Below are 25,764 nucleotides of genomic sequence, written 5' to 3' on the forward strand. Positions count from 1 at the left end.
GACATCGGCCTCGTCGGCTACGAAATGGCCCTCCTGGTCGACCGCGCAGGCAACGTCCTCACCCCCGACCTACGCGCCGAACTCCAGGGCAGCCTTCTGAACTAGCAGACAAGCAGTGCGTTTCCCGCCTTCGGCCCATTAGGGTGCGAGGGCGCGACCGGCGTCAGACAGGCAAGTTGGAGGAGGAGACGTGGCAACGCCCCCTGACGGGTACCCGTACGGTCCCGGACAGCAGTCCGGGTCGCAGGGCGAGACCCCTCACAACCGCTTCAACTTCCCGTCCGCGCCGAGCCGCCGGCCGCAGCGGTCCCAGCCGCCGCGGCAGCAGCAGCCCCCGCAGTCCCCACCCCGCCCGTACGACCCCCAGCCGTACGAGCCGTCGGTGTACGAGCCCCCTCGGACGCCCGGTGTTCAGCCGGTGCGGCCGCAGCCCCCGGCGCCCCAGGCGCCCGCGGGCGGCGCGCACAATCCGTTGGTGCGCCCGTACGCCATGACCGGGGGCCGGACCCGGCCGCGCTACCAGCTCGCCATCGAGGCGCTGGTCAGCACCACGGCCGACCCGGCCCAGCTGCAGGGACAGCTGCCGGAGCACCAACGCATCTGCCACCTGTGCCGCGAGATCAAATCAGTTGCCGAGATCTCCGCGCTTCTCTCCATCCCCCTCGGCGTCGCCCGGATCCTCGTCGCCGACCTGGCGGAGGCCGGACTCGTCGCCATCCATCAGCCCGGCGGGGACGAGACCGCCGGCGGACAGCCAGATGTGACACTGCTCGAAAGGGTGCTCAGTGGACTTCGCAAGCTCTAGCGGTGCAGCCCGCTCCACCACCTCCGCGAAAATCGTGGTGGCGGGCGGCTTCGGCGTGGGTAAGACCACGTTCGTCGGGGCCGTCTCAGAGATCAACCCGCTGCGCACCGAAGCCGTCATGACCTCAGCGTCTGCGGGGATCGACGATCTCACGCACGCGCCGGACAAGACGACGACGACCGTGGCGATGGACTTCGGCCGCATCACCCTGGACCAGGACCTGATCCTGTACCTCTTCGGTACGCCGGGCCAGGACCGCTTCTGGTTCATGTGGGACGACCTGGTACGCGGCGCCATCGGCGCCGTCGTCCTCGTCGACACCCGCCGCCTCGCCGACTGCTTCCCCGCCGTCGACTACTTCGAAAACAGCGGACTCCCCTTCGTCATCGCCCTCAACGGCTTCGACGGCCACCAGCCGTACACGCCGGACGAGGTCCGCGAGGCGCTGCAGATCGGGCCGGACGCCCCGATCATCACGACCGACGCCCGCCACCGCAGCGAGGCGAAGAGCGCACTCATCACGCTCGTGGAGCACGCGCTCATGGCCCGCCTGCGCTGACGCCGCGCACGCACCACGCCGAAGGCCCCCGCACCGCTTGGTGTACGGGGGCCTTCGGCATGTGCGGCTCAGTCGGTGAGGGTGGTGCCGACGGCGGTGAGCAGCAGCGCGAGGGAGGTGGCGCCGGCGTCGGGGTGGCCGCGGCCGAGGTCGCCCATGCGGGCGGCGCGGCCGCGGGCCGGGACGAGGCCGGCGGTCGCCGCGGCGGCGCGGGTGGCGGCCTCGGCGGCGACGCACCAGGCCTTGGCGGGGCCGTCGGCGGTGTGGGCGCGCAGGGTCCGGCGGAACGGTTCGAGGGCGTCCAGCAGGGTCTTCTCGCCGACGCGGGCGCCGCCGAGTGCGGCGACGGCGTGGTGGGCGGCGTCGGCGGCGTCGGCGAACAGCGCGGTGGTGCAGGGGCCGTCGGGTGCCTTGGTGAGGACGGCGCCGGTCTCGGCGAGGAGCGCGCCGTAGAGCGCGCCCGACGCTCCGCCGGAGGCGTCGGCGAGGGCGAGTCCGGCGGCGAGCAGGGCGGCGCCGGCGGTGCGGGGCGTGGCGGGGCCGGTCTCGGTGGCGCGGGCGGCGGCGACGGCGGCGCGCAGTCCGCGGACGATGCCGATGCCGTGGTCGCCGTCCCCGGCGACGGCGTCGAGGCGGCCGAGTTCGTCCTCGTGGGCGGCGACGGCGCCGAGGGCGGCCCGGAGGGCGGCGGTGGCGGGCAGGTCGGCGGCGTCGTCCGGGTGCGCGGGTGCGGTCCGGGCGGCCGGGATCCGGGCGGTGTCCGTGGCTTCCTCGTCCGCCGTGCGGTCGTCGGCGGTGGGGGTGTGGCCGCCGGGCAGGGCGCGGAAGGCGGGGGTGTCGCAGGGGGCGTCGTAGAGGGCGGTGAGTTCGTCGTCGAGGGCCATCAGGGAGAGGGAGACGCCGGCCATGTCGAAGGAGGTGACGAACTCCCCCACCTCGGGGCGGTACGGCCGGAGTCCGGCGGCCCGCAGCCGGCGGTTGACGTGGCGGTAGACGACGAACATCTCCTCGTACTTGGTGCGGCCGAGGCCGTTGAGGAGGACGGCGACGCGGCCGGTGGCGGCGGGGGGCAGTTCGGCGAGGAGCGGGTCGACGAGCGCGTCGGCGAGTTCGGTGGCGGTCAGGCCGCCGGTGGAGCGCAGTCCGGGCTCGCCGTGGATGCCCATGCCGAGTTCGGTGGTGCCGGGTTCGACGGTGAAGAGCGGCGCGGCGGCGCCGGGCAGGGTGCATCCGGCGAAGGCGGCGCCGAAGGTGCGGGTCATGGCGTTGGCGTGGGCGGCGAGACGGGCGACGGTGTCGAGGTCGTCGCCGCGGTCGGCCGCCGCCCCGGCGATCTTGAAGACGAAGAAGTCGCCGGCGACGCCGCGGCGGTCGCGGGACGGGTCGATCTCCTGCCCGTCGACCGGCGGCGGGCCGCTGGCGACGTCGTCGGTGACGAGGACGGTGCGGACGTCGGTGCCCTCGGCGGCGAGGCGGCGGGCGGCGAGGCCGAAGTGCATGACGTCGCCCGCGTAGTTGCCGTAGGTCATCAGGACGCCGGCGCCGCCGTCGGCCGCGCGGGCGGTGCGGTAGACCTGTTCGGCGCTGGGGCTGGCGAAGACGTCACCGATGGCGGCGGCGTCGGCGAGTCCGGGGCCGACGAGTCCGGCGAAGGCCGGGTAGTGGCCGGAGCCGCCTCCGATGACGACGGCCACCTTGCCGGGGCGGGGCGCGTGCCGCCCGACGACGCCGAAGGCGCCCGGGACGCGGCGGACGGTGCGTGCGTAGGCGTCGGCCAACCCTTCAAGCCAGTCCTCGCGGAAGGTCTCGGCGTGGTGTCCGGGGCCGACGGGGGTGGTGGTCATCAGGGGCACACTCCTTTGTTTCGTCCCTGTTTGATTTAACACCTACATCACAGATCTCGTCACCCCTTGCCCCGGAAATCACGGGGCCACCTGGGAGAACAGCCGATCAAAATCCCTCGCATCACACCTTGCATGTGAAGATCTCAGGATTGATGATGCTCGCACCGCGCCCGCCGACCGGCGGCGCCCGAGCCCGGAGACCCGGCTCCCCTGTCCCGACCCGCCGTCCGCCGTCCTGCGGCGGCACCCGCCCCACGGAGGCGTGACATGGCACCACCCACCCTGTTCGACCGGATCGGCATCCCGCGGCCGCTGGTCTTCGGCTACCTCGGCGTCCTGCTGTTCATGGTGGGCGACGGCGTCGAGTCCGGTTTCATCGCGCCGTTCATGGCCGACCACGGCGCCGGGAGCGAGGTGCACGCCTCCTATGTGATCACCGCGTACGGCGTGACCGTCATGCTCGCCTCCTGGCTCTCCGGGGCGCTGTCGGACCTGTGGGGGCCGCGCCGGGTGATGCAGCTGGGGCTCGTGGTGTGGATCGTCTTCGACGTGCTCTTCCTCACCCTCGCCATCGGCCCGCAGAACTACCCGCTGATGCTGGTCTTCTACGGTCTGCGCGGCTTCGGGTACCCGCTCTTCGCCTTCGGATTCCTGGTCTGGATCACCGCGACCGCCCCGAAGGCGCGGATGGGCACCGCCGTCGGCTGGTTCTACGTCGCCTTCACCGGCGGTCTGCCGACGCTCGGTTCCCTCGTCGCGGGCGTCACCAACCCGCTCTTCGGCCACCTGGGCACGTTGTGGGTGGCGCTGGCGATCATCGCGGTCGGCGGGGCGTGCTGTCTGCTGGGCGTGCGCGAGCGCACCGGTTTCGCGCGGCTGGCGCCGCCGGAGGTGCGTCCGGTGCAGTCGCTGCTCTCCAGCCTCTCCATCGCCTGGACCCATCCGAAGGTCGCCGTCGGCTGTGTGGTGCGCATCATCAACACCGCGCCGGAGTTCGGCTTCCTGGTGTTCCTGCCGACGTTCTTCGCCAAGGAGCTGCACTTCGGCGAGGGCCGCTGGCTGACGCTGCTCGCCGTCATCTACGGCACCAACGTCTTCTGCAACCTCCTCTTCGGCGTGATCGGCGACAGGATCGGCTGGCGGCGCACGATCGCGTCGTTCGGCGGCATCGGCTGCGCGATCACCACGCTGGCGCTGTACTTCGTCCCGAAGGCGGTCGGCAGCCACTACTGGGTGGCGATCGTCGTCGGGATGCTCTACGGCGTGACGCTCGCCGGGTTCGTCTCCATCTCGGCGCTGATCCCGGCGCTCGCCCCCGACAACAAGGGCGGCGCGATGGCGCTGCTCAACCTGGGTGCGGGCGGCGCCGCGTTCGTCGGTCCGGCGATCGTCAGCCTCTTCCTGGGGCCGCTGGGCCCGTCCGGCGTCGTCATCATCTTCGCCGCGCTGTACGTCGTCTCGGCGCTGCTGACGCTGTATCTGAAGACGCCGGAGGAGGAACGGGCCGCGGCGGAGCAGGTGCCGGACGGGCCGGACGCCGCGCCGGACCCGGTCCGCGCCTGACCTTGCACGCGAACGCCCCGGGCCCCGCACCATGCACTGGTGCGGGGCCCGGGGCGTGTCCGGCGAGGGGTCAGCGCTGCCAGCTGGTCGCGCCGTGGAAGCCGTGCTGGCGCTCCAGGCGGCGCCAGCGCGCGGCGGTGGCGCGGGGGCGGGCCGGGGCGGCGGGCCGGTGGGCGGCGCGGGCCAGGAGCACGGCGGTCAGGGCCGCCAGCTCCTCCTCGCTGGCCTCGCCCTTCTCCACGCGGATGGGGTCGGCGGGTGCTGCGGAATTCATGCGTTCGTCTCCGTCGTCTTCGTCTTCGTCGTCTTCGTCGTCTTCTCGGTGCCGTCGGTGCCGCGGTGCTCGCCTGCGTCGCCGGGCGGGCCGGCGCCGCGGCTACTGCGGCGGGTTGCCGTGCTTGCGGGCGGGCAGGTCCGCGTGCTTGGTGCGGAGCATCTCCAGCGAGCGGATGAGCGTGTGACGGGTCTCCGCCGGGTCGATGACGTCGTCCACCAGACCGCGCTCGGCGGCGTAGTAGGGATGCATCAGCTCGGACTTGTACTCCTTGACCATGCGGGCGCGCATCGCCTCGGGGTCCTCGGCGTCGGCGATCTGCCGGCGGAAGATGACCCCCGCCGCGCCCTCGGCGCCCATGACCGCGATCTCGTTGGTCGGCCAGGCGTAGGTGAGGTCCGCGCCGATGGACTGCGAGTCCATGACGATGTACGCGCCGCCGTACGCCTTGCGCAGCACGATCGAGATGCGCGGCACGGTGGCGTTGCAGTAGGCGTAGAGCAGCTTGGCGCCGTGCCGGATGATGCCGCCGTGCTCCTGGTCGACGCCGGGCAGGAAGCCGGGGACGTCGAGCAGGGTGACGATCGGGATGTTGAAGGCGTCACACATCTGGACGAAGCGGGCGGCCTTCTCGGACGCCTCGATGTCGAGGACGCCGGCGAGCGACTGCGGCTGGTTGGCGATGAGGCCGACCACCCGGCCGTCGAGCCGCGCCAGCGCGCAGATGATGTTGGTCGCCCAGCGCTCGTGGACCTCCAGGTACTCGCCGTCGTCGACGATCTCCTCGATGACCTTGTGCATGTCGTACGGGCGGTTGCCGTCCGCGGGGACCAGGTCGAGCAGGGCGTCGCCGCTGCGGTCCGCGGGGTCCTCGCACTCGACGACCGGCGGGTTCTCGCGGTTGTTGGCCGGGAGCAGCGAGAGGAGGTAGCGGACCTCTTCGAGGCAGGTGGTCTCGTCGTCGTAGGCGAAGTGCGCCACGCCGGAGGTCTCGGCGTGGACGTCGGCGCCGCCCAGACCGTTCTGGGTGATCTCCTCGCCGGTCACCGCGCGGACCACGTCCGGGCCGGTGATGAACATCTGGGAGGTCTCGCGGACCATGAAGACGAAGTCCGTCAGGGCGGGGCTGTACGCCGCGCCGCCCGCGCAGGGGCCGAGCATCACGGAGATCTGCGGGATGACACCGGACGCCTTGGTGTTGCGCTGGAAGATGCCGCCGTAGCCGGCGAGCGCGGAGACGCCCTCCTGGATACGGGCGCCGGCGCCGTCGTTCAGCGAGACCAGCGGGGCGCCCGCCTGGATCGCCATGTCCATGATCTTGTGGATCTTGGTGGCGTGCGCCTCGCCGAGGGCACCGCCGAAGATCCGGAAGTCGTGCGCGTAGACGAAGACCGTCCGGCCGTGGACCGTGCCCCAGCCCGTGATCACACCGTCGGTGTAGGGCTTCTTCGCCTCCAGGCCGAAGCCGGTCGCCCGGTGCCGGCGCAGCGGCTCCACCTCGTTGAACGAACCCTCGTCGAGCAGCAGCTCGATCCGCTCGCGGGCGGTCAGCTTGCCCTTCGCGCGCTGAGCTTCGGTCGCCCGCTCGCTGGGGCCTCGGTACGCCTGCTCGCGGATCGCGTGCAACTCGGCGACGCGCCCACGGGCGTCGGTCGCGCCCGCGGGCACCTCTTCGACAGTGGTCATGCATCGACGGTACGTGGGCGAGGGCCCGGGCGCCGATGTCAGTTTCGTACAACGTCGGATGCGATTTGGTGGGCAAGCAGTACAGAAGCCTCCTGTACGTGAGGTCGCCGCGCTGCTCCGTTCGGGTGGGGTGCGACCCGTGTGCTGTATGGGGCCGACAAAACCGGGGCGGGCGCGCGGCGTCTCGTCGGGCGGCGTCCGCGCCGGTCAGCGCAGTGTGAGGGCGGCGGCGTGGGTGGCGCAGGCGGTCCCCGGGGTGAGCCGCAGGCGCAAGGCGCGGCCGGTGGCGAGGACCGTGATGCCGGGGTCGTGGTGCGGTACGCCGGCGACCGGCCGGTGCCAGACGATCTCCAGCGGCTCGCCCGTCCGCTCGGGCGCGGCGGCGTGCAGGGTGGCGGTGCGCGGCCCGGTGCGGCGGACGAGGAGGCTCACCGGGCCGTCGGCGGTGAGCGGTCCCGCGGTACCGGGGCGGAAGAAGTTCGCGGCGGTCAGGCCGAGCGCGGTGACGGCGACGGCCTGCTGCTCGGCGGTGTGGGCGAGGACGGTGAGCCACCGGGGGTCGGCGGCGCGGGCGGCGACGGCGCGGGGCGGGGCGCCGGGCATCAGCAGGTACAGGTACCGGGCGCCGTCCGGGTCGGTGCCGTGGTCGTGCCAGAGGGTGAGGTAGCGGCGGGTGAGCGGGGTGGCGTCGGAGCCGGTGTTGATGTCGTGCCAGGAGCCGGTGCGGTCCTCGCGGAGGGTGTGCAGCGCGGCGCCGCCCGGGAATCCGCCGGGGAAGACGTACCCGCCGTGTCCGGCGAGGTGGGCCCAGCGGGCGGCCGGGAAGATGCGGACGGCGCCCGGGGCGTCGGGTTGCGGGCGGCCGTCGACGGTGAGGGTGGCGCGTCCGGCGGCGCCGAGGGCGCGGTTGTCGACGACCGTCTCGACCGGCACTCCGTCCTCGGCGGTGATCCCGGCGCCGAGGCAGACGACCGTGTCGTCGAGGAAGAACCACGACTTGCGGGCGGCGAGCGTCGAGCCGAGGCCGCGCAGATGCTGGCCGACGGCGGCGTAGCTGCCGTCGGTGGCGCCGCCGACCCAGCGGACGTCGGGGCGGGGCGCGCCGAAGGCGCCGCCCTCGTTGTCGGCGAGGCGCCTGGTGGAGACGGTGGTGCCGGGCAGGCGGTAGGGGTCGACGGTGGGCCAGAAGGCGTCGGTGTACTGCGCGCCGCCGGTCTCGCCCGCCCACCAGGAGAGCATGCCGGCGCCGGTGTGCCAGCCGTGCGGGTTCTCGCCGTTGCCGTTCTCGTAGTGGGCGATGCGGTCGGAGGCCATGGCGAGCCCGGCGGTCCAGCCGGGGCGGCGGTGGACGGCGCGGTCCATGGCGGGGAAGAGGCGGTGGCCGGCGGGCTCCGGGGCGGGCGCGGCGGGGCCGTCGGCCACGGCGGTGAGGCGGGCGAGGTCGGCGACGGTGTACTGGCGGTCGGTGCGGACCGGCAGCACCCGGTCGCGGACGAGGTGGCCCTTGACGAGGGCGTGCCAGCGGTGGCGGTCGGCCTCGTCCGCGCTCTCGGCGAGCAGCGTGATCGCGGCGAGGAGGGCGTGACCGTGGTAGTGGTCGCTGCGCGGGACGCGGCGGTCGTCGGTGAGCAGCGCGCCACGGCTGACGGCCCGTCCGCTGACCATGTCCATCATCAGCCCGTCGTGGAGCAGCGGCGCGTAGGCGTGGGTGACGCTGTCGAGGACGGTGTGGCGGGCCGGGTCGGTGACGGCCCATGCGGTACCGCCGAGCAGGGCGAGGAGTCTGCCGATGCCGTCGAGGAGGACGTAGCCGTAGGTGCCGGAGTAGGCGACGGCGGTGTGCTGGACGAAGGAGCCGTCGGCGTAGAGGCCGTCGCCGTGGGTGACGTAGGGGAAGACCGGGGAGAGGGCGTCGCGGGCGAGGGCGATCCTGGCGGGGTTCCGGCCGAGGATGCCGCTCAGCGCGACGACGCGGCAGAGGTCGACGCGGTTGGCGCCGGTGCTGGTGCCGGTGTACGCGCCGAGCATCGCGTCGGGGACGAAGTGGTCGACGGCGGCGAGGTGGCGGGCGCGTGCGTCGTCGGGGAGCGGGCCGCCGGGCAGACAGGTGTCGAGGACGGCGAGGGTGTCGAGGAGCTGCTGGGGGCTGCCGATCTGCCACTCCCACCAGTTGCCGTAGCGGTCGGCCCCGGCGTGGTAGACGGCGGCTTCGAGGTGGTCGAGACCGGTCAGGACAGTGTCGGCGAGGGCGGTGTCGCCGGTGCGTCCGGTGCCGGGCTGGGCGTACGCCTCGGCCATGGTGCGCAGCCGGGTGTAGCTGCGGGTGATGCCGGCCGGCGGGTCGAAGGGCTGGTCGGGCCAGAGCGAGGCGGCGGCGGGCCGCATGGTGGCGGCGAACTCTCCGGCCAGTTCCCCGGTCTCGCGCAGCGCGCGGGCGTACGGCTCGGCGGCCGGGTCGAAGCCGGTGCCGAGGATGAGCTCCGCCCAGCGGTGGCGCAGTGCGGCGAAGACGTCGTCGGCGGCCGCGGATCTTCGGGCCGGCGCGGCGGATGCGGCGGGGGTGGCGGCGCCGAGGGCGGCGGCGCCCGCGGCGGTGGCGGTGAGGAAGGCGCGGCGGGACCAGGCGGAGGGGTACGGCACGGTCGTTCCTCTCGGTGACGGCACGGCGGCCGCGGCCGCCCACGGCGGGACCGGACCGGCCAACCGGCCTGCGGGACGGCGCACTTGGCGGACGGAGCGCCGGTGTAGCACGGGGCGCACGACGGAACAAGGGCTCCGCGGGAGGGGTGGGAACGGGCCGGGCGGGCGGGACGGGAGAGGCGCCGCGCGCCCCTCCCCCGCACCGGCGGACCCGCACCGGCGGACCCGCGCCGCGGCCCCGTCCGGGCCCTCACCCTCCGAGGAAGTTGAAAATTGAACGAGACCTCGCTACAGTCATTCTCGTTGAACGTTAAACAACTTCTTCCGAGGAGGAGCCATGGCTCTGTTCGCCCGCAAGCGCGCCGAAGCCCCCGCCGCCCCCGCCCTCGTCGCGGCGGACCCCGCCCTCGCCGCGCTGACCGGCGACTACACGATCGACCCGGCCCACAGCACCATCGGTTTCGCGGTGCGCCACGCCATGGTCACCAACGTCCGCGGCTCCTTCGGCGCCTACGAGGGCCGGCTGCACCTCGACGGCTCCGAGCCGGGCCGCTCCACCGCCGCGCTGGAGATCCGGACCGAGAGCGTCGACACCGGCATCGGCGACCGCGACGCCCACCTGCGCGGCGGCGACTTCTTCGACGCCGAGGCGTTCCCGCTGATGACCTTCGTCTCCACCGCCGTCGAGCAGCTCACCGCCGACCGCTTCCGCGTCACCGGCAACTTCACGATCAAGGACGTCACCCGTCCGCTCACCCTCGACCTGGAACTCCAGGGCGCCGCCACCGACGTCTACGGCGCCGAGCGCGTCGGCTTCGAGGGCAGCACCGAGATCCTGCGCTCCGAGTGGGGCCTGACCTGGAACGCCGCGCTGGAGGCCGGTGGCGTGATGGTCAGCGACAAGGTCAAGCTCACCTTCGACATCTCCGCGGTGAAGAACGCCGCCTGAGTGCCGTCACATGCCGCGGCCCCGCGCCGGTCCCCTCCCCCGAGGACCGGTCGCGGGGCCGCACCCCTTTCCGGACCGGCTACTCCTGCGGCTCCACCCCGGCGCGCAGCAGTCCGTACGCGTAGGCGTCGTCGAGCGCCTGCCAGGAGGCGGCGATGACGTTCTCGGCGACGCCGACCGTCGACCACTCGCCGTTGCCGTCGGTGGAGGAGATCAGCACCCGGGTGATCGAACCGGTGCCCTGGCGGCCCTCCAGGATGCGGACCTTGTAGTCGACCAGCTCGATCCGGGCGAGCTGCGGGTAGATCCGCTCCAGACCGACGCGGAGCGCCCGGTCCAGGGCGTTGACCGGGCCGTTGCCCTCGGCGGTGGCGACGATCCGCTCGCCCTTCGCCCACAGCTTCACCGTCGCCTCGTTGGCGTGCGAGCCGTCCGGGCGGTCCTCGACGATCGCCCGCCAGGACTCGGTACGGAAGAACCGCGCGGCCCGGCCCCGCTCGCCGCCCCGCGCCAGCTCGTCGCGGAGCAGCAGCTCGAAGGAGGCGTCGGCGGCTTCGTAGGTGTAGCCCGCCAGCTCGCGTTCCTTGACCCGCTCGACGACCCGGCCGACCAGCTCCCGGTCGCCGCCGAGGTCGATGCCCAGCTCCTTGCCCTTCAGCTCGATCGAGGCGCGGCCGGCCATGTCGGAGACGAGCATCCGCATGGTGTTGCCGACCAGCGCCGGGTCGATGTGCTGGTAGAGGTCGGGGTCGACCTTGATCGCGGAGGCGTGCAGCCCGGCCTTGTGCGCGAACGCCGAGACGCCGACGTACGGCTGGTGGGTGGCGGGCGTGAGGTTGACGACCTCGGCGATGGCGTGCGAGATCCGGGTGGTCTCGGCGAGCTTGCCGGGCGGCAGCACCGCGCGGCCGTACTTCAGCTCCAGCGCGGCGACCACCGGGAAGAGGTTGGAGTTGCCGACCCGCTCGCCGTAGCCGTTGGCGGTGCACTGGACGTGGGTGGCGCCGGCGTCCACCGCGGCGAGGGTGTTGGCGACGGCGCAGCCGGTGTCGTCCTGGGCGTGGATGCCCAGCCGGGCGCCGGTGTCGGCGAGGACGGTCCGGACGACGGCGGCGACCTGCGCGGGCAGCATGCCGCCGTTGGTGTCGCAGAGGACGACCACATCGGCGCCCGCCTCGCTCGCGGTGCGCACGACGTCCTTGGCGTAGGCGGCGTCCAGCGCGTAGCCGTCGAAGAAGTGCTCGCAGTCGAGGAAGACCCGGCGGCCCTGGGCGCGCAGATGGGCGACGGTGTCCGCGACCATCGCGAGGTTCTCCTCGGGCGTGGTGCGCAGCGCCAACTCGACGTGCCCGACATGGGACTTGGCGACGAGCGTGACGACCGGCGCACCGGACTCCAGCAGGGCGGCGACCTGCGGGTCGTCCTCGACGCGGACCCCGGCCCTGCGGGTGGCGCCGAACGCGACGAGCTGCGCGTGCCGGAAGTCGATCTCGGCGCGGGCGCGTTGGAAGAACTCGGTGTCGCGGGGGTTGGCGCCGGGCCAGCCGCCCTCGATGAAGCCGACGCCGTAGTCGTCCAGGTGGCGGGCGAGGGTGAGCTTGTCGGCGACGGTGAGATTGATGCCCTCACGCTGGGCGCCGTCGCGCAGCGTGGTGTCGAAGACGTGGAAGTCGTCGGGGACCGCGCCCGCGGGGCGGGGCTCGGGCGACGCCGGGACTGTGGGTGCGTCCGTCATGCTGGTCTGGCTCCTGTCGGGATCTCGGTCTACCGGAATGACCGGCTCCACCGCCCCTCCATGTTCCCTCGCGCTCCGTCTTCCGGTGCCGGGTGGGTCCGGAAACGAAAAAACCTCTCGCGGATGCGAGAGGTCTGCGCGCGGGTCTGGGACGACGAGGGCCGCGCCGTACGCGGTAAGTACGGGGCGGTCACTGCGGACCGGCGCGCCTGCTGCCCATAATCATGGCAAACGAGAGCACGAGGGGCAGTCTGGCACGTCCCCGGCGGCGCGAGGTAGCCGGTCTCACGATGCGGGCGCCGGTCCGGGCGCGGGGCTGATCCACCGTGGGTGCCGCGGTCCGGCGGCGGCCCGGGGAGAGGGCCGCCGCCGGCCGGCCGACGGTCCGGGCCGGCTCGGGGGGACCGGCCCGGTGCGTCGTGGCAGGGCGTCCGCCGGTCAGGGTCCGTACGGGCGCCGTGGTGCGGGGCGGGCCGGACGGCTGGCGTCCGGCCCGGCGGGTCAGGCGGTGGCCCGCCGGGTGGCCGGGGCGGGTGCGCCCGGCGCGTCGTCCTTGCCGACGCGGTGCAGGTCGATGGTGCGGGTCTCGCGCATCGTCAGGTAGACGACGAGGGAGACGGCGGCGCACCCGGCGACGTACCAGTAGTAGCCGGACTCGATGCCGCCGTTCTTGAACCAGAGCGCGACGTACTCGGCGGTGCCGCCGAAGAGGGCGTTGGCGATGGCGTACGGCAGGGCGACGCCGAGGGCGCGGATGCCGGTGGGGAACAGCTCCGCCTTCACACAGGCGTTGATCGACGTGTAGCCGGTGACGACGACCAGCGCCAGCAGCGAGAGACCGAGCGCGGGCCAGAAGGAACCGGCGTGCCGCAGCAGCGTCATGATCGGCACGGTCAGGAACGTCGAACCGATCGCGAAGGTGATCAGCAGCGGCCGGCGGCCGATCCGGTCGGAGAGCCGGCCGGCGACCGGCTGCAGGCACATGAAGAGGAACAGCGCGCAGAAGCTCACCAGCGAGGCGGTGGACTTCTCCATCCCGGCGCTGTTCGACAGGTACTTGGTGAGGTACGTCGTGTACGTGTAGTACGCCACGGTGCCGCCCATGGTCAGCGCGATGACGAGGAACGCCTCGCGCTTGTGGGCCAGCAGCGCCTTGAGGGTGCCGCGGTCGGGGTCGGTGGCGGCGTCCTCGTCGCCGGCGTAGACGTCGGTCTCCAGCATGTTGCGGCGCAGGTAGAAGACGACGGCGGCGCCGAGCGCGCCGATGATGAACGGGATCCGCCAGGCCCAGCTGTGCAGCGCCTCGTCGGACAGGGTCCGCTGGAGGACGATCTGCAGGCCGAGGCCGAGGAGCTGTCCCGCGGTCATCGACACGTACTGGAAGCTGGAGGCGAAGCCGCGGCGGTCGGGGGCGGACGCCTCGGTGAGGTAGGTGGCGCTGGCCGCGTACTCACCGCCGACGGAGAGGCCCTGGAGCATCCGGGCGATCAGCAGGACGGCGACGCCGCCGTACCCCGCCGTGGCGTAGGTGGGCGCGACGGCGATGAGGATCGCCGAGGCGGACATCAGCGTGACGGTGAGGGTGAGCGCCGCCTTGCGGCCCTTGCGGTCACCGACCCGGCCCAGCAGCCAGCCGCCGACGGGGCGCAGGAAGAAGCCGACCGCGAAGATCCCCATGGTGTTCATGAGGTTGGCGGTGTCGTTCCCCTTGGGGAAGAACGCGTCCGCGAAGTACACCGCGAAGCTGGCGTACACGAACCAGTCGAACCACTCGACCATGTTCCCGGCCGAGCCGACCCAGATCTTCTTCCACTGTTCTCTCCCCATAGCCGATCACGGTCGCCGACCGGCGCCCGCTCGGCAAGAGCAACGTCCGCAACGATCCCGCGTACTTGCGTGCGTTGCGTTCGCGGGCGGGGGTCTTTCCGGGCGTGCGCTACGCCGGGGTCAGCGTCTCGTCGAGGAATTCCGCCACCTGCGCGCGGACCGCGGCGAGGTCCGTGCCGGGGAGACCGACGACGAGGTGGGTGGCGAAGCCGTCGAGGAGGGCGCGGATACGGGTGGCGAGGCGTTCGGCGTCGGCGGTGCGGAAGGTGCCGTCCGAGGCGCCCTCGACGAGGAGGGCGACGAGGTCGCGGTGCCAGGCGAGTTCGAGGTCGAGTTGGCGTTCGCGGGCCGCGTCGTCGGCGGTGCGGGTGCGGTTCCAGACCTCCAGCCAGAGCGTCCAGCGCGGGTCGCCGGGGCCGTCGGGGAGGTAGAGGTCGACGAGCGCGTCGAGGCGTTCGCGGACCGGGACGCGGCGGGCGAGGGCGGCGCGGCGGTCGGCGCCGAGCTGCTCCTCGCTCCACCCCAGGGTCTGGAGCAGCAGCTCGTCCTTGGTGCCGAAGTAGTACAGGATGTGGCCGCTGCTCATGCCGACCTCGCGGCCCAGGCCCGCCATCGTCAGCCCCGCGAGGCCCCGGGCGGCGATGGTCGCCATGGCGGCGGCGAGTACCTGTTCGCGGGGCTGGTTGAGCCGCCGCCGGGGGCGGCGGTCGGGTCCGGACACGGGGGCCTCCGGGGTCGGCGGGGGTGTGACAGAAGGACCCTACGGCCTGGGGACGGCGGCCGGTCCACCGTCCCAGGCGGGCGTCAGGGGCGCGGCTGCTGCTGGGTGATGCAGTGGATGCCGCCGCCCGCCGCGAAGAGGGTGCGGGCGTCGACGAGGGTGACGGTGCGGTCCGGGAAGAGGCGGCGGAAGAGCGCCGCGGCCTCCTCGTCGCGGGGGTCGTCGAAGGCGCAGAGGACCACGCCGTCGTTGCAGAGGTAGTGGTTGAGGTAGGAGTGGTCGACGAGTGCGCCGTCCGCCTCGATGACGGTCGGCGCGGGCACCTCGACGACCTCAAGGCGCCGGCCCCGGGCGTCGGTGGCGGCGCGCAGCACCTCGGCGATCTCCTTGCCGACGGCGTGGTCGGGGTGGGCCGGGTCGGGCTGGCTGTGGACGAGGACGGTGCCGGGGCGGGCGAAGGCCGCGACGATGTCGACATGGCCGCGGGTGCCGAACCGGCCGTAGTCGGCGGTGAGTCCGCGCGGCAGCCAGATGGCCTTGGTGGTGCCGAGGTGGGCATGGATCTCCGCCTCGACGTCCTCCTTGGTGCGGCCCGGGTTGCGTTCCGGGTCGAGCTGCACGGTCTCGGTGAGCAGCACGGTGCCCTCGCCGTCGACGTGCAGGCCGCCGCCCTCGTTGACCAGCGCGGACGCATAGGTACGGGCCCCGGCCAGCCCCGCGACGTGGGCGCCGATCCGGGCGTCGTGGTCCCAGCGGGCCCAGTCCTGGGCGCCCCAGCCGTTGAAGATCCAGTCGGTGGCGCCGAGCGTGCCGGCGCCGTCGGTGAGGAAGGTGGGGCCGATGTCGCGCATCCAGGCGTCGTCCAGCTCCGCCTCGACGACGTCGATGTCCGGGCCGAGCAGCGCGCGGGCGCCCTCGGCGGCGGCGGGCGCGGCGACGACGGTGACCGGTTCGAAGCGGCGCACCGCGCGGGCCACCGCGGCCCAGGCGTGGCGGGCGGCGCGCAGCGTCCCGCCGCCCTCCGGGCCGAAGGTGGCGTTGGGGCCGGGCCAGGCCATCCAGGTGCGGTCGTGCGGCGCCCACTCGGGGGGCATACGGAAGCCGTCGGCGGCGGGGGTGTTCATACGGGGTTCCTCACAGTTCGGTGCCGTGGCGCGCGCCCGGCGGCTCACAGGAAGTACAGGCGGGAGAGGGAGACGGACGCGGCCGGGTCGGAGCGCATCGCCTCGCCGTCGAGGGTGACCAGTCCGCTGCGGGCGTCGACCTGCACCTCGCCGATCCGGGAGTTGCGGACGAGGTCGGCGGGGCCGATGCCGCGGGTGCCGCGGACGGCGACCCGGCGCCGGCGGGTGGGCAGATGGTCGCCGCCGGCCTCGGCGGCGGCGCGGGAGACGAAGGCGACGGAGAGGTCGGCGGGCGCGGCGCCGTGCGCGCCGAACTGCGGGCCCAGGACGAGCGGTTCGCAGGTGTCGGTGGCGGCGTTCGGATCGCCGGTGACGCCGTACGCGGGGAACCCGGACTTCAGCACCAGCTGCGGTTTGGCGCCGAAGAACCGCGGCTGCCAGAGCACGATGTCCGCCATCTTGCCGGTCTCGATCGACCCGATCTCGTGCGCCAGGCCGTGCGCGAGCGCCGGGTTGAGGGTCAGCTTGGCGAGGTAGCGCAGCACCCGGGCGTTGTCGTCGTGCGGTCCGTCGCCGTCGAGCGGGCCCAGCTCCGCCTTCATCTTCCCGGCCATCGCGAAGGTCCGGCGGACGGTCTCGCCCGCGCGGCCCATGCCCTGTGCGTCGGAGGAGGTGATGCCGATGGCGCCCAGGTCGTGGAGGACGTCCTCGGCGCCCATCGTCCCGGCGCGGATGCGGTCGCGGGCCATGGCGGCGTCGCCCGGCAGGTCGGTCTTGAGGTCGTGGACGGAGACGATCATGCCGTAGTGCTCGGCGACGGCGTCCCGCCCGAAGGGGAGGGTGGGGTTGGTGGAGGAGCCGATGACGTTCGGGACGCCCGCCATCTTCAGGACGTTGGGGACGTGTCCGCCGCCGCAGCCCTCGATGTGGAAGGCGTGGATGGTGCGGCCGTCCAGGACGGCGAGGGTGTCCTCGACGGAGAGGCATTCGTTGAGGCCGTCACTGTGCAGCGCGACCTGCACGTCGTGCTCCTCGGCGACCCGCAGCGCGGTGTCCAGGGCGCGGGTGTGGGCGCCCATGTCCTCGTGGACCTTGAAGCCGCAGGCACCGCCCTCGGCCAGCGCCTCGACCAGCGGCGCCGCGCCGGAGGACGAACCGCGGCCCAGGAAGCCGATGTTGACCGGCCAGGCGTCGAATGCGCCGAACGCCCGCCCCAGCGCCCACGGCGAGTTGACGCCGACGCCCCAGACCGGGCCGAACTCCTGGCCGATGATCGTGGTGACGCCGGAGGCGAGCGACGCCTCCATCACCCGCGGGGAGAGCAGATGGACGTGGGTGTCGACGGCTCCGGCGGTGGCGATCAGCCCCTCACCGGAGACGATGGTGGTGCCGGTGCCGACGACGACGTCCACGCCGTCGAGGGTGTCCGGGTTCCCGGCCCGTCCGACGGCGGCGATCCGCCCCTCGCGGATGCCGATGGACATCTTGCGGATGCCCTGGACCGCGTCGATGACCAGGACGTTGCTGATCACGATGTCGCAGGTGTCGCGGACGGCGGCGGCCTTGAGGTGGAGCCCGTCGCGGGCGGTCTTGCCGAATCCGGCGAGGAATTCGTCGCCGGGCTTCTGGGCATCGGACTCGACGCGGACGACGAGCCCGGAGTCGCCGAGGACGACCCGGTCACCGGCGCGCGGCCCGTGCACCGAGGCGTACTCGTGGGGATCCATTCCGGTCATCACCGCTGTCCTTCCGCTCCCAGGTAGCCGCAGGCGGCGGCCCGCCGCAGCGCTTCGGCCTTGGCCCCCGGCGCGTCCAGCGGCCCGTCGACGAGTCCGGCGAAGCCGATCGCGACGCGGTCGCCGCCGATCGGCACCAGCCCGACCTCGGTGGCGCCACCGGGGTCGAACCGCACCGACGAGCCCGCCGGGACGCACAGCCGCATGCCGTAGGCGGCGGCGCGGTCGAACTCCAGCCGGGGGTTGGCCTCGAAGAAGTGGAAGTGCGAGGTGACGCTGACCGGCACCGTCGCGGTGTTGCGGACGGTGAGCCGCAGCGCCGGTACGGGCTCCGGATCCGCCGGTCCCGGCAGGACGGCGCCGGGGCCGTACGGGTCGGGCACCGCCCCGCGGATCGGATCGCTGACCACCGCGAGCCGGGAGCCGTCGTCGAAGACCGCCTCGACATGCACCTCGGTGACGACGTCGGCGACGCCGGGCAGCACGTCGTCCGGGCCGAGCACGGAGCGCGCCGCCTCGATCGCCTCGGCGAGGCGGCGCCCGTCCCGGGCCGCCTCGCAGACGGTGTCCGCGATCAGCGCGGTGGCCTCGGGGACGTTCAGCCGTACCCCGCGGGCCCGGCGCGCCCGCGCCAGCTCCGCGGCGCCGAACAGCAGCAGCCGGTCGCGTTCCGTCGGGGTCAGCCGCATCCTCACACCTCCAGCTCGATTTGAGCGTCACTCTAATGTGAGGAGCAGAACTACGGAAGGGGTGCCAGGGAGCTTGATGCAGGAAGGATTCGTGTCATTGATCACTGCTCTAATTCACCCCTCCCGGAACGCGGAACGGGCCGCCACCCATAGGGGTGGCGGCCCGTTCGTGCGCGGGAGGGATCAGCCCAGGGGGTGCATCCAGCCGTGCGGGTCGGCGGCCGCGCCGGTCTGGATGTCCAGCAGCGCCTTGCGGAGCTTCATGGTCACCTCACCGGGCTGCCCGTCGGCGACGTCCCAGTCACCGTCGGCGGACTTCACCGAACCGACCGGGGTGATCACGGCGGCGGTACCGCAGGCGAAGACCTCGGTGAGCGAACCGTCGACGGCGCCCGCCTTCCAGTCCTCCACGCTGATCCGCCCCTCGGCGACCTCGTAGCCCAGGTCGGCGGCGATGGAGAGCAGCGAGGCGCGGGTGATGCCGGGCAGCAGCGAACCGGTCAGCTCCGGGGTGACGATGCGGTCGCCGAAGACGAAGTAGAGGTTCATGCCCCCCATCTCCTCGATCCAGCGGCGCTCGATCGCGTCCAGCCAGACGACCTGGTCGCAGCCCTGCTCGGCGGCATGGGCCTGGGCGACCAGCGAGGCGGCGTAGTTGCCGCCGGTCTTGGCGGCGCCGGTGCCGCCGGGCACCGCGCGGACGTACTCCTTCGACAGCCACACCGACACCGGCTTCACGCCACCGGCGAAGTAGGCGCCCGCCGGGGAGGCGATGACGATGAAGAGGTACTCGTTGGCGGGCCGGACGCCCAGCCCGACCTCACTGGCGATCATGAACGGCCGCAGGTAGAGCGACTCCTCACCGGAGGCGGGCACCCACGCCTTGTCCTGGGCGACCAGCGCGTCGCAGGCGGCGATGAAGGTCTCGACGGGCAGCTCGGGCATGCCGATACGGCGCGCGGAGTCCTGGAAGCGGCGGGCGTTGGCGTCCGGGCGGAAGGTGGCCACGCTGCCGTCGGGGCGGCGGTACGCCTTCAGCCCCTCGAAGATCGTCTGCGCGTAGTGGAGCGTCATGTTCGCCGGGTCCATGGAGAGCGGCGCGTACGGGACGAGCTGGGCGTCGTGCCAGCCGCGGCCCTCCGTCCACTTGATCGTCACCATGTGATCGGTGAAGTGCCGGCCGAAACCCGGGGCCGAAAGGATCCGCTCCCGCTCGGCGTCGGACAGCGGGTTCGCGGAGGGCTTGAGTTCGATCGTGGGCGTCGTCATGAATGCGTTCCTTCACTGCGTCTTCCGGAGCCGGCGGGCGGGGCCGGGGAGTGCTCGGGGTGCGGCACCGGTGCGGTTGGTACGGCCGCGCGCCCCGGGGCGCGGGGTGGTCCCTGGCGTCAGGGGGCCTCGTCGTCGCGGCCGGCGGTCCATGTCCGATTATCGCGCGCGGGTGTCCGGGTCCGGAACGGGCGTGCGCGGGTCCTGTTGCCCGGCGTACGCCGGTGCGGACCGGTTTCCACCGAGCATCCCACCGGGCCGGTGGTGTGTACACGGGATATACGGCACGGAGCGCCGGGCCCTGCCGGCCCGGCGCTCCGTGGTGTGGCGGTACGGCGCGGGCGTCAGCCCGCTACGCGTGCGGCGAGCTGGTCACCGATCTCGTCGGTGGTGCGGGCCGTGCCGTCGCGGGCCTCCAGGTCGGCGGCGACCGCCTCCTCGATGCGGACCGCCTCGGCGTCGAGACCGAGGTGGCGCAGGAGCAGGGCGACCGAGAGGATCGTGGCGGTCGGGTCGGCCTTGCCGGTGCCCGCGATGTCCGGCGCGGAACCGTGCACCGGCTCGAACATCGAGGGGAACTCGCCGGTCGGGTTGATGTTCCCGGAGGCGGCGAGGCCGATCCCGCCGGTGACGGCGGCGGCGAGGTCGGTGAGGATGTCGCCGAAGAGGTTGTCGGTGACGAGGACGTCGAACCGCTCGGGCTGCGTGACGAAGAAGATCGTCGCGGCGTCGACGTGCAGATAGTCGGTGGTGACCTCGGGGTACTCCGCGCCGACCTTGTCGAAGATCTTCTTCCACATGTGCCCGGCGTGGACCAGCACGTTGTTCTTGTGGACCAGCGTCAGCTTCTTACGGGGCCGGGCGGCGGCCCGCGCGAACGCGTCCCGGACGACCCGCTCCACCCCGTAGGCGGTGTTGACACTGACCTCGGTGGCGACCTCGGCGGGGGTGCCGGTGCGCAGGCTGCCGCCGTTGCCGGTGTAGGGGCCCTCGGTGCCCTCGCGGACGACGACGAAGTCGATGTCCGGGCGCCCCGCCAGCGGCGTGGCCGTGTTGGGGAAGAGCTTCGACGGCCGCAGGTTCACGAAGTGGTCGAAGGCGAAGCGGAGCTTGAGCAGCAGTCCGCGCTCCAGTACGCCGGAGGGGACGGACGGGTCACCGATCGCGCCCAGGAGGATCGCGTCGTGCTCCTTGAGCGCCGCCAGCTCCTCGTCCGGGAGGGTGTCACCGGTCGCGTGCCAGCGCTTGGCGCCGAGGTCGTACTCCTTGGTTTCCACCTTGACGTCCTGCGGGAGGACGGCCGACAGGACCTTGAGGCCCTGGGAGACGACCTCCGGGCCGATACCGTCACCGGGGATCACTGCGAGGCGAATGCTGCGAGACATGTCTGGACCCTACTCGTCGTCCCATTCGTTGACACGCGGCGTCCGCCATGCGGACACATGGGGAGCCGGTCAGCCGCCGTTCACCTCACCGACCCACCGCGGTCGGGTCGCGCTGGGACATTCGGGGCCATGACTGGAGACTCCCGGGGGAGCGCCCCCCAGCCCTCGCAGCTGCCGCGCATGGGCATCCCGGAACGGCTCGCGGCCCGGATGAGCATGCCCGAACAGCACGCGTACCTGCGGACGAAGCTGACCCGGCGGGGCCTGCTGCGCACCTCGGCGGCGGGCGCCGGAGCCGTCGCCGGCGGCGGGCTGCTGGCCGGTTCGGCCTACGCCGCGCCCGTCGCCACCCCCACGCTGCTCACCTCGGGCACCGCGCCGGTGGACGGTGCGCTGGTCGCCCCGTTCGCCCGCCATCTGGCGTTCGGCGCCGACCCGACGACACAGATGCGGGTCGGCTGGCAGGTGCCGTTCGCGGTGCGGCGGCCGTATCTGCGGGTCGGGCTGGAGCCGTGGGACCTGGGCCGCAAGATCCCGGCGGAGGTCCGCGATCTGCACACCCCGTCACTGTCGTCGAAGCTGCCCGCGGTCGACCAGTTCTACCTGCACGCGGCGCTGGACGGACTGCGCCCGGGCACCACGTACTACTACGGCGTCGGCCACGACGGCTTCGACCCGGCGGACGCACGCCACTTCTCCACCGTCGGCACCTTCCGCACCGCCCCGGCGCGTGCCGAGCGGTTCATCTTCACCGCCTTCGGCGACCAGGGCGTCAGCTACCACGCGCTCGCCAACGACCAGCTGATCCTGGGCCAGAACCCCGCCTTCCATCTGCACGCCGGCGACCTCTGCTACGCCGACCCGGACGGCCAGGGCTCCGAGCACGACACCTACGACGCGCGGGTGTGGGACCAGTTCCTCGCCCAGACCGAGTCGGTGGCGAAGTCCGTGCCGTGGATGGTCACGACCGGCAACCACGACATGGAGGCGTGGTACTCCCCCCACGGCTACGGCGGCCAGAACGCCCGCTGGACCCTGCCGGGCAACGGCCCCGACCCGGACGCGGCACCCGGCGTCTACTCCTTCACCTACGGCAACACCGCCGTCGTCGCCCTGGACGCCAACGACGTCTCCTACGAGATCCCCGCCAACCAGGGCTACACCGGCGGCCGTCAGACCCGCTGGCTCGACCGGCGCCTGGGCGAGCTGCGCGCCACCCCCGGCATCGACTTCGTCGTCGTCTTCTTCCACCACTGCGCGTACTCCACCACCACCGCGCACGCCTCCGACGGCGGGGTCCGCGACGCCTGGCTGCCGCTCTTCGAGAAGCACCGCGTCGACCTCGTCGTCAACGGCCACAACCACGTCTACGAGCGCACCGACGCCCTCAAGGGCGGCCGGGTGGCGAAGCGGATGCCCCCGGGCGAGCGGGTGGACCCGCGCCACGAAGGCATCGTCTACGTCACCGCCGGCGGCGCGGGCCGGGCGCTCTACGACTTCCCCGTCCCCGACAGCTACGAGGGGCACGTCAAGGACCTCGACCACGTGGACACCTACCACTGGACGAAGGACCGCGGGAAGGCGGAGGAGGCCGTGGAGTGGTCCCGGGTGCGCTACACCGGCTTCTCGTTCCTCGCCGTCGAGGTCGTCCCCGGCCACCGGCCGACGATGAAGGTCACCGCGCTCGCCGAGTCCGGTGCGCGGATCGACCACTTCGAGGTGGTGAGGTGATCCGGCTCATCCCCGGGGGAGGATCACGGCCCGGCCGGTGATCTTCCCCTGGTGCAGCCGCTCGTAGGCGAGCGGCGCCTCGTCGATGCCGTACGTCTCGGTGTGCACCGCGACCGCGCCGGTCCGGGCCAGCGCCAGCACCTCCGCCAGTTCGGCGCGGCTGCCCCAGTACGGCGAGCAGACCGACACCTCGTACGCGGTGGTCCCGAAGCCGACCGGCAGCGCGCCGCCGCCCAGGCCCACGATCGTGACGTCCGCCTCCGGCGCGGCCATCGCCCCGGCCGCGGCGGTGGTCGGCGGCGCGCCCACGAAGTCCAGCACCAGCTGGGCGCCGAGGCCGCCGGTCCGCTCGCGGACCGCGGCGGCGGCGTGCGCGTCGGAGCGCACCGTCTCGTGCGCGCCGACCTCGCGGGCGAGCGCCAGCTTCTCGTCCGCGACGTCCAGCGCGATGACGTGCGCGGCGGTCATCGCACGCAGCAGCTGGATCGCGACGTGCCCCAGGCCCCCGGCGCCGATGACCACGGCGGTCGAGCCCGGCACCAGCTTGGGCAGCGACCGCTTGATGGCGTGGTACGGCGTCAGACCGGCGTCGGTCAGCGGGACCGCCGCGACCGGGTCGAGCCCGTCGAGCGGCACCAGATGGCGCGCGTCGTCGACGACCATGTACTCCGCCATGGCACCGGGCGCGCCCAGTCCGGGCGGGAAGATGCCCAACTCGGCGGCGTGGTGGCAGGAGTTCTCCCGGCCCTGCGCGCACGCCGCGCAACGGCCGCAGCCCCACGGCCCGTAGACCGCGACCTGCTCGCCGACGGTGAGCCCGGTGACGCCCGCGCCCAGCGCGGCGACGGTGCCGACGCCCTCGTGGCCGAGGGTGAGCGGCAGCGGGAAGCGCAGCGCGTCCGCGGGCATCCCCATCACGGCGATGTCGGAGTGGCACACCCCGGCGGCGGTCACCTCCAGCAGCACCTGCCCCGGCCCCGCCTCGGGGTCGGGGACGGTGACGACCTGCGGCGCCCCGCCGACTTCACGGTACTGAACAGCCTTCATCTCGCGCTCTTCTCTCGATGTGTCCCGAAAGGTTCCCCGTACCCCCGACTCCCCCGAGCCGGCGCGGCTCAGCGCGCGGAGTACCCACCGTCCACGAGGTGGTAGCTGCCGTTGACGAACGACGCGCGGTCCGACAGCAGGAACGCGGTCAGCTCGGCGACCTCGTCGGCGGTGCCCAGGCGGCCCGCCGGGTGCAGCGAGATCAGGTGTGCGCGGCCCTCGGGGTCGGCGTGGGCCAGCAGCGGGGTGTCGATGAAGCCGGGACCGGCGGCGTTGATCCGGATGCCGCGGTCGGCGTATTCGAGGGCGGCGGTCTTGGTGAGACCGACGACGCCGTGCTTGGCGGCGACGTACGCGGGGGACCCGGCGTAGCCGTTGGTCCCCAGGATCGAGGCCATGTTGACGATCGCCCCGCGGCCCGCGGCGGCCATCACCGGCAGCTCGTGGCGGAGCGAGTGGAAGACGCCGTTGAGGTTGGTGTCGATGACCTTGTGGTAGGCGTCGACGTCGTACGCGCCGGTGGGCGCCGACGGGCCGGCGATCCCCGCGTTGTTGACCGCCAGGTCGAGGCTGCCGTACGTCTCGACGGTGCGGGCGACGGCCGCGGCGACGGAGTCCGCGTCGGTGACGTCGACGGCGACGGCCGCGGCGCGGGCACCGACCGCGGTCAGCTCCTCGGCGGCGGCGCGGGCCTTGGCCTCGTCGAAGTCGGCGAGGACGACGGCGGCGCCGCCGCGGACCAGACGGCGGGCGACGGCCAGGCCGATGCCGGAGGCGCCGCCGGTGATCAGCGCCGCCTTCCCGGCGAACTCGTCGGGGACGACGGCGGGGGCGTTGTGCTGCTGCATGTGCTCAGATCCTTGGTGGACCGTGGCGGGCCCTGGGTCTCAGGGTTCCCGGGCGGGTCCTTCGTGGTGCTGCGGGAGCCGGTCGGGCTCCCCGGGGTGCGCCGCCGGGGCGGCGGGTCCGAGCGCGTCGGCCAGGGCGGCGAAGGCGCGCTCGACGAGTGCGGGCAGGGCGGCGAGTTCGCCGCCGCGGACCCAGGCGTGCTCCGCGGCGACCAGGGCTCCCGCCCCGGCGCCGACGAGTACGGCGGGCCGCAGATCGACGGCCGGGTCGGTGCCCATCCGGTCGGCCAGGATCGCCACCGAGTCGTCCTGGGCGGCGACGCGGGCGTGCTGGAGCGCGGCGTAGAGCGTGGGCTCCCGCTCGGCGAGGGTCAGCAGGGCGAAGACGTGCGGCCGGCGGTGCCAGGCCGGGTGCACCGGGTCGGCGACCCAGTGGAGGACGGCGGCGCGGTAGGCGGCGAGCGGCGGTTCGGCCGCGGGCCGGGCGCGCAGCGCGTCGTTGATGCGGTCGGCGTCGGCGCGGATGCAGTCGGCGACGGCCTCTTCCTTGCCGGTGAAGTAGCGGCTGAAGGTGCGCCGGGCGACGTCGGCGCGCTCGGCGATGTCCTCGACGCCGACCTCCCGCAGCCCGCGATCGAGCACCAGCTCCAGAGCTGCCTGCGCCAGCGCCTCACGGGTACGGCGCGACCTCCGGGACCGCCGGTCGGGCCGCTCTGCTCCGCTTTCCTCCGTGCTCATGCCGCCATCGTACACGCACAATGTCCCAATGGGACATCTGGCCCGTTGGGACACTGCGGGGGCGGCGCCGGCCCGGCCGGATCGGCGAGCGGGGCGCGGCCGCGCCGGCCGCGCCCCCGTGGGGCTCAGTGCCCGGTCGTGCCGCCGTTGTCGCGGCGGTCGAGGGCGCGCTGGAGGGCGGCGGCCGCGTTCTTGCGGTCGGCGTCGTTGGTACGGCGGGCGGAGTGACGGGTCCTGCGGACGGCGGTCTCGGCCATGATGCACGTCTCCCATACCTAGGCCCCACGGCCCGGGCGCACCGGGCGAAAGGGTCACATCATTCGGAAGGCCGGAGGGGCGGGGGCCGGCGCGGCAGGGGTCACCTGCCCTCAGCGCGGGCCGCATCCGCCGTCGCTCGATGGAGCGATTCGTTCGGCTCCTACAACGCTAGGCGAGCGGAGCCGTGATGTCTGCACAATTACTTGGTCTTCCTACTATCTGAGACGGCAGCGCCCCGAACGGGCGTCGGGCGGCCCGTACCGGGCCCCGCCGGGTACACGCGAAGCGCCCCCGGCCGGTCGGGCCAGGGGCGCTTCGCGCGGCAGGAAAAACCGC

The 25,764-nt window shown here is 73.3% G+C and carries 21 protein-coding genes and 1 pseudogene; 6 read left to right on the top strand and 16 right to left on the bottom strand.

Annotation, left to right across the window (positions count from 1 at the left end; translation table 11 throughout):
- The 3 genes and pseudogenes from ACF1BH_RS00005 to ACF1BH_RS00015 form a co-directional block, all read left to right on the top strand.
- Positions 1-105: pseudogene (locus tag ACF1BH_RS00005) on the top strand (roadblock/LC7 domain-containing protein); the annotation flags it as partial.
- Between the two features lie 85 nt (positions 106-190).
- Entirely contained in the window at positions 191-805 is a 615-nt protein-coding gene (locus tag ACF1BH_RS00010; protein ID WP_391640096.1) for a DUF742 domain-containing protein, read from the top strand.
- Positions 786-1,364 carry an ATP/GTP-binding protein gene (locus tag ACF1BH_RS00015; RefSeq protein WP_073447656.1) on the top strand — a complete coding sequence of 193 codons (579 nt, stop codon included), beginning with the start codon at positions 786-788 and terminating at the stop codon, positions 1,362-1,364. Before ACF1BH_RS00010 ends, ACF1BH_RS00015 begins: the two co-directional genes overlap by 20 nt.
- A gap of 68 nt (positions 1,365-1,432) precedes the next feature.
- Here the strand turns inward: ACF1BH_RS00015 and ACF1BH_RS00020 are convergent, their stop codons facing one another.
- The gene (locus ACF1BH_RS00020) at positions 1,433-3,208 is read right to left on the bottom strand and encodes a dihydroxyacetone kinase family protein (protein ID WP_391640097.1); all 1,776 of its coding nucleotides are present in this window, start codon (positions 3,206-3,208) and stop codon (positions 1,433-1,435) included.
- 267 nt (positions 3,209-3,475) lie between these two features.
- Between ACF1BH_RS00020 and ACF1BH_RS00025 the strand changes: the two genes are divergently transcribed.
- A complete protein-coding gene (locus ACF1BH_RS00025; RefSeq protein ID WP_391640098.1) occupies positions 3,476-4,771 on the top strand; it encodes an MFS transporter in 1,296 nt (431 codons plus the stop codon).
- Between the two features lie 70 nt (positions 4,772-4,841).
- Here ACF1BH_RS00025 and ACF1BH_RS00030 read toward each other — a convergent pair whose 3' ends face one another.
- The 3 genes from ACF1BH_RS00030 to ACF1BH_RS00040 all read right to left on the bottom strand — a co-directional run bounded on the left by ACF1BH_RS00030 (position 4,842) and on the right by ACF1BH_RS00040 (position 9,371).
- A complete protein-coding gene (locus tag ACF1BH_RS00030; RefSeq protein ID WP_391640099.1) occupies positions 4,842-5,045 on the bottom strand; it encodes an acyl-CoA carboxylase epsilon subunit in 204 nt (67 codons plus the stop codon).
- Positions 5,046-5,147: 102 nt separating this feature from the next.
- Positions 5,148-6,731 (bottom strand): acyl-CoA carboxylase subunit beta, encoded by a 1,584-nt coding sequence (locus ACF1BH_RS00035; RefSeq protein WP_391640100.1) that lies wholly within the window; start codon positions 6,729-6,731, stop codon positions 5,148-5,150.
- Between the two features lie 207 nt (positions 6,732-6,938).
- Complete coding sequence (locus ACF1BH_RS00040; RefSeq protein ID WP_391640101.1) at positions 6,939-9,371, bottom strand: polysaccharide lyase 8 family protein; 2,433 nt, start codon at positions 9,369-9,371, stop codon at positions 6,939-6,941.
- Positions 9,372-9,708: 337 nt separating this feature from the next.
- On the opposite strand from ACF1BH_RS00040, the gene ACF1BH_RS00045 reads away from it, so the two are divergent.
- Positions 9,709-10,320, top strand: a complete 612-nt coding sequence (locus ACF1BH_RS00045; protein ID WP_391640102.1) for a YceI family protein — start codon at positions 9,709-9,711, stop codon at positions 10,318-10,320.
- Positions 10,321-10,399: 79 nt separating this feature from the next.
- Here ACF1BH_RS00045 and cimA read toward each other — a convergent pair whose 3' ends face one another.
- The 8 genes from cimA to ACF1BH_RS00085 form a co-directional block, all read right to left on the bottom strand.
- Positions 10,400-12,055: a citramalate synthase gene (gene cimA, locus ACF1BH_RS00050; RefSeq protein WP_391640103.1), complete on the bottom strand. Its 1,656-nt coding sequence runs from the start codon at positions 12,053-12,055 to the stop codon at positions 10,400-10,402.
- A gap of 501 nt (positions 12,056-12,556) precedes the next feature.
- Complete coding sequence (locus tag ACF1BH_RS00055; protein ID WP_391640104.1) at positions 12,557-13,882, bottom strand: MFS transporter; 1,326 nt, start codon at positions 13,880-13,882, stop codon at positions 12,557-12,559.
- A 109-nt stretch (positions 13,883-13,991) separates the two neighbouring features.
- Positions 13,992-14,603: a TetR/AcrR family transcriptional regulator gene (locus tag ACF1BH_RS00060; protein WP_391640105.1), complete on the bottom strand. Its 612-nt coding sequence runs from the start codon at positions 14,601-14,603 to the stop codon at positions 13,992-13,994.
- A gap of 83 nt (positions 14,604-14,686) precedes the next feature.
- Positions 14,687-15,727, bottom strand: coding sequence for an agmatine/peptidylarginine deiminase (locus tag ACF1BH_RS00065; RefSeq protein ID WP_391640106.1), 1,041 nt, complete (start codon positions 15,725-15,727; stop codon positions 14,687-14,689).
- A 44-nt stretch (positions 15,728-15,771) separates the two neighbouring features.
- A complete protein-coding gene (locus ACF1BH_RS00070) occupies positions 15,772-17,463 on the bottom strand; it encodes an urease subunit alpha (RefSeq protein WP_391640107.1) in 1,692 nt (563 codons plus the stop codon).
- Positions 17,463-18,152 (bottom strand): urease subunit gamma, encoded by a 690-nt coding sequence (ureA, locus tag ACF1BH_RS00075; RefSeq protein WP_391640108.1) that lies wholly within the window; start codon positions 18,150-18,152, stop codon positions 17,463-17,465. The genes ACF1BH_RS00070 and ureA overlap by 1 nt, the downstream gene beginning before the upstream one ends.
- Positions 18,153-18,335: 183 nt before the next feature.
- A complete protein-coding gene (locus ACF1BH_RS00080) occupies positions 18,336-19,421 on the bottom strand; it encodes a branched-chain amino acid aminotransferase (RefSeq protein ID WP_391640109.1) in 1,086 nt (361 codons plus the stop codon).
- A 344-nt stretch (positions 19,422-19,765) separates the two neighbouring features.
- Positions 19,766-20,806 carry a 3-isopropylmalate dehydrogenase gene (locus ACF1BH_RS00085; RefSeq protein WP_391640110.1) on the bottom strand — a complete coding sequence of 347 codons (1,041 nt, stop codon included), beginning with the start codon at positions 20,804-20,806 and terminating at the stop codon, positions 19,766-19,768.
- A 129-nt stretch (positions 20,807-20,935) separates the two neighbouring features.
- On the opposite strand from ACF1BH_RS00085, the gene ACF1BH_RS00090 reads away from it, so the two are divergent.
- Complete coding sequence (locus ACF1BH_RS00090; protein ID WP_391640111.1) at positions 20,936-22,537, top strand: purple acid phosphatase family protein; 1,602 nt, start codon at positions 20,936-20,938, stop codon at positions 22,535-22,537.
- Positions 22,538-22,543: 6 nt separating this feature from the next.
- Here ACF1BH_RS00090 and ACF1BH_RS00095 read toward each other — a convergent pair whose 3' ends face one another.
- The 4 genes from ACF1BH_RS00095 to ACF1BH_RS00110 form a co-directional block, all read right to left on the bottom strand.
- Positions 22,544-23,584: an NAD(P)-dependent alcohol dehydrogenase gene (locus tag ACF1BH_RS00095; RefSeq protein WP_391640112.1), complete on the bottom strand. Its 1,041-nt coding sequence runs from the start codon at positions 23,582-23,584 to the stop codon at positions 22,544-22,546.
- 68 nt (positions 23,585-23,652) lie between these two features.
- Positions 23,653-24,432: an SDR family NAD(P)-dependent oxidoreductase gene (locus ACF1BH_RS00100; RefSeq protein ID WP_391640113.1), complete on the bottom strand. Its 780-nt coding sequence runs from the start codon at positions 24,430-24,432 to the stop codon at positions 23,653-23,655.
- 39 nt (positions 24,433-24,471) lie between these two features.
- Positions 24,472-25,170 carry a TetR family transcriptional regulator gene (locus ACF1BH_RS00105; RefSeq protein WP_391640114.1) on the bottom strand — a complete coding sequence of 233 codons (699 nt, stop codon included), beginning with the start codon at positions 25,168-25,170 and terminating at the stop codon, positions 24,472-24,474.
- Positions 25,171-25,295: 125 nt separating this feature from the next.
- Positions 25,296-25,427 (bottom strand): hypothetical protein, encoded by a 132-nt coding sequence (locus tag ACF1BH_RS00110; RefSeq protein ID WP_281179980.1) that lies wholly within the window; start codon positions 25,425-25,427, stop codon positions 25,296-25,298.
- Positions 25,428-25,764 lie beyond the last annotated feature (337 nt).

The sequence above is a fragment of the Streptomyces sp. NPDC014733 genome (assembly GCF_043083385.1).
In the GTDB taxonomy this organism is placed as follows: Bacteria; Actinomycetota; Actinomycetes; order Streptomycetales; family Streptomycetaceae; genus Streptomyces.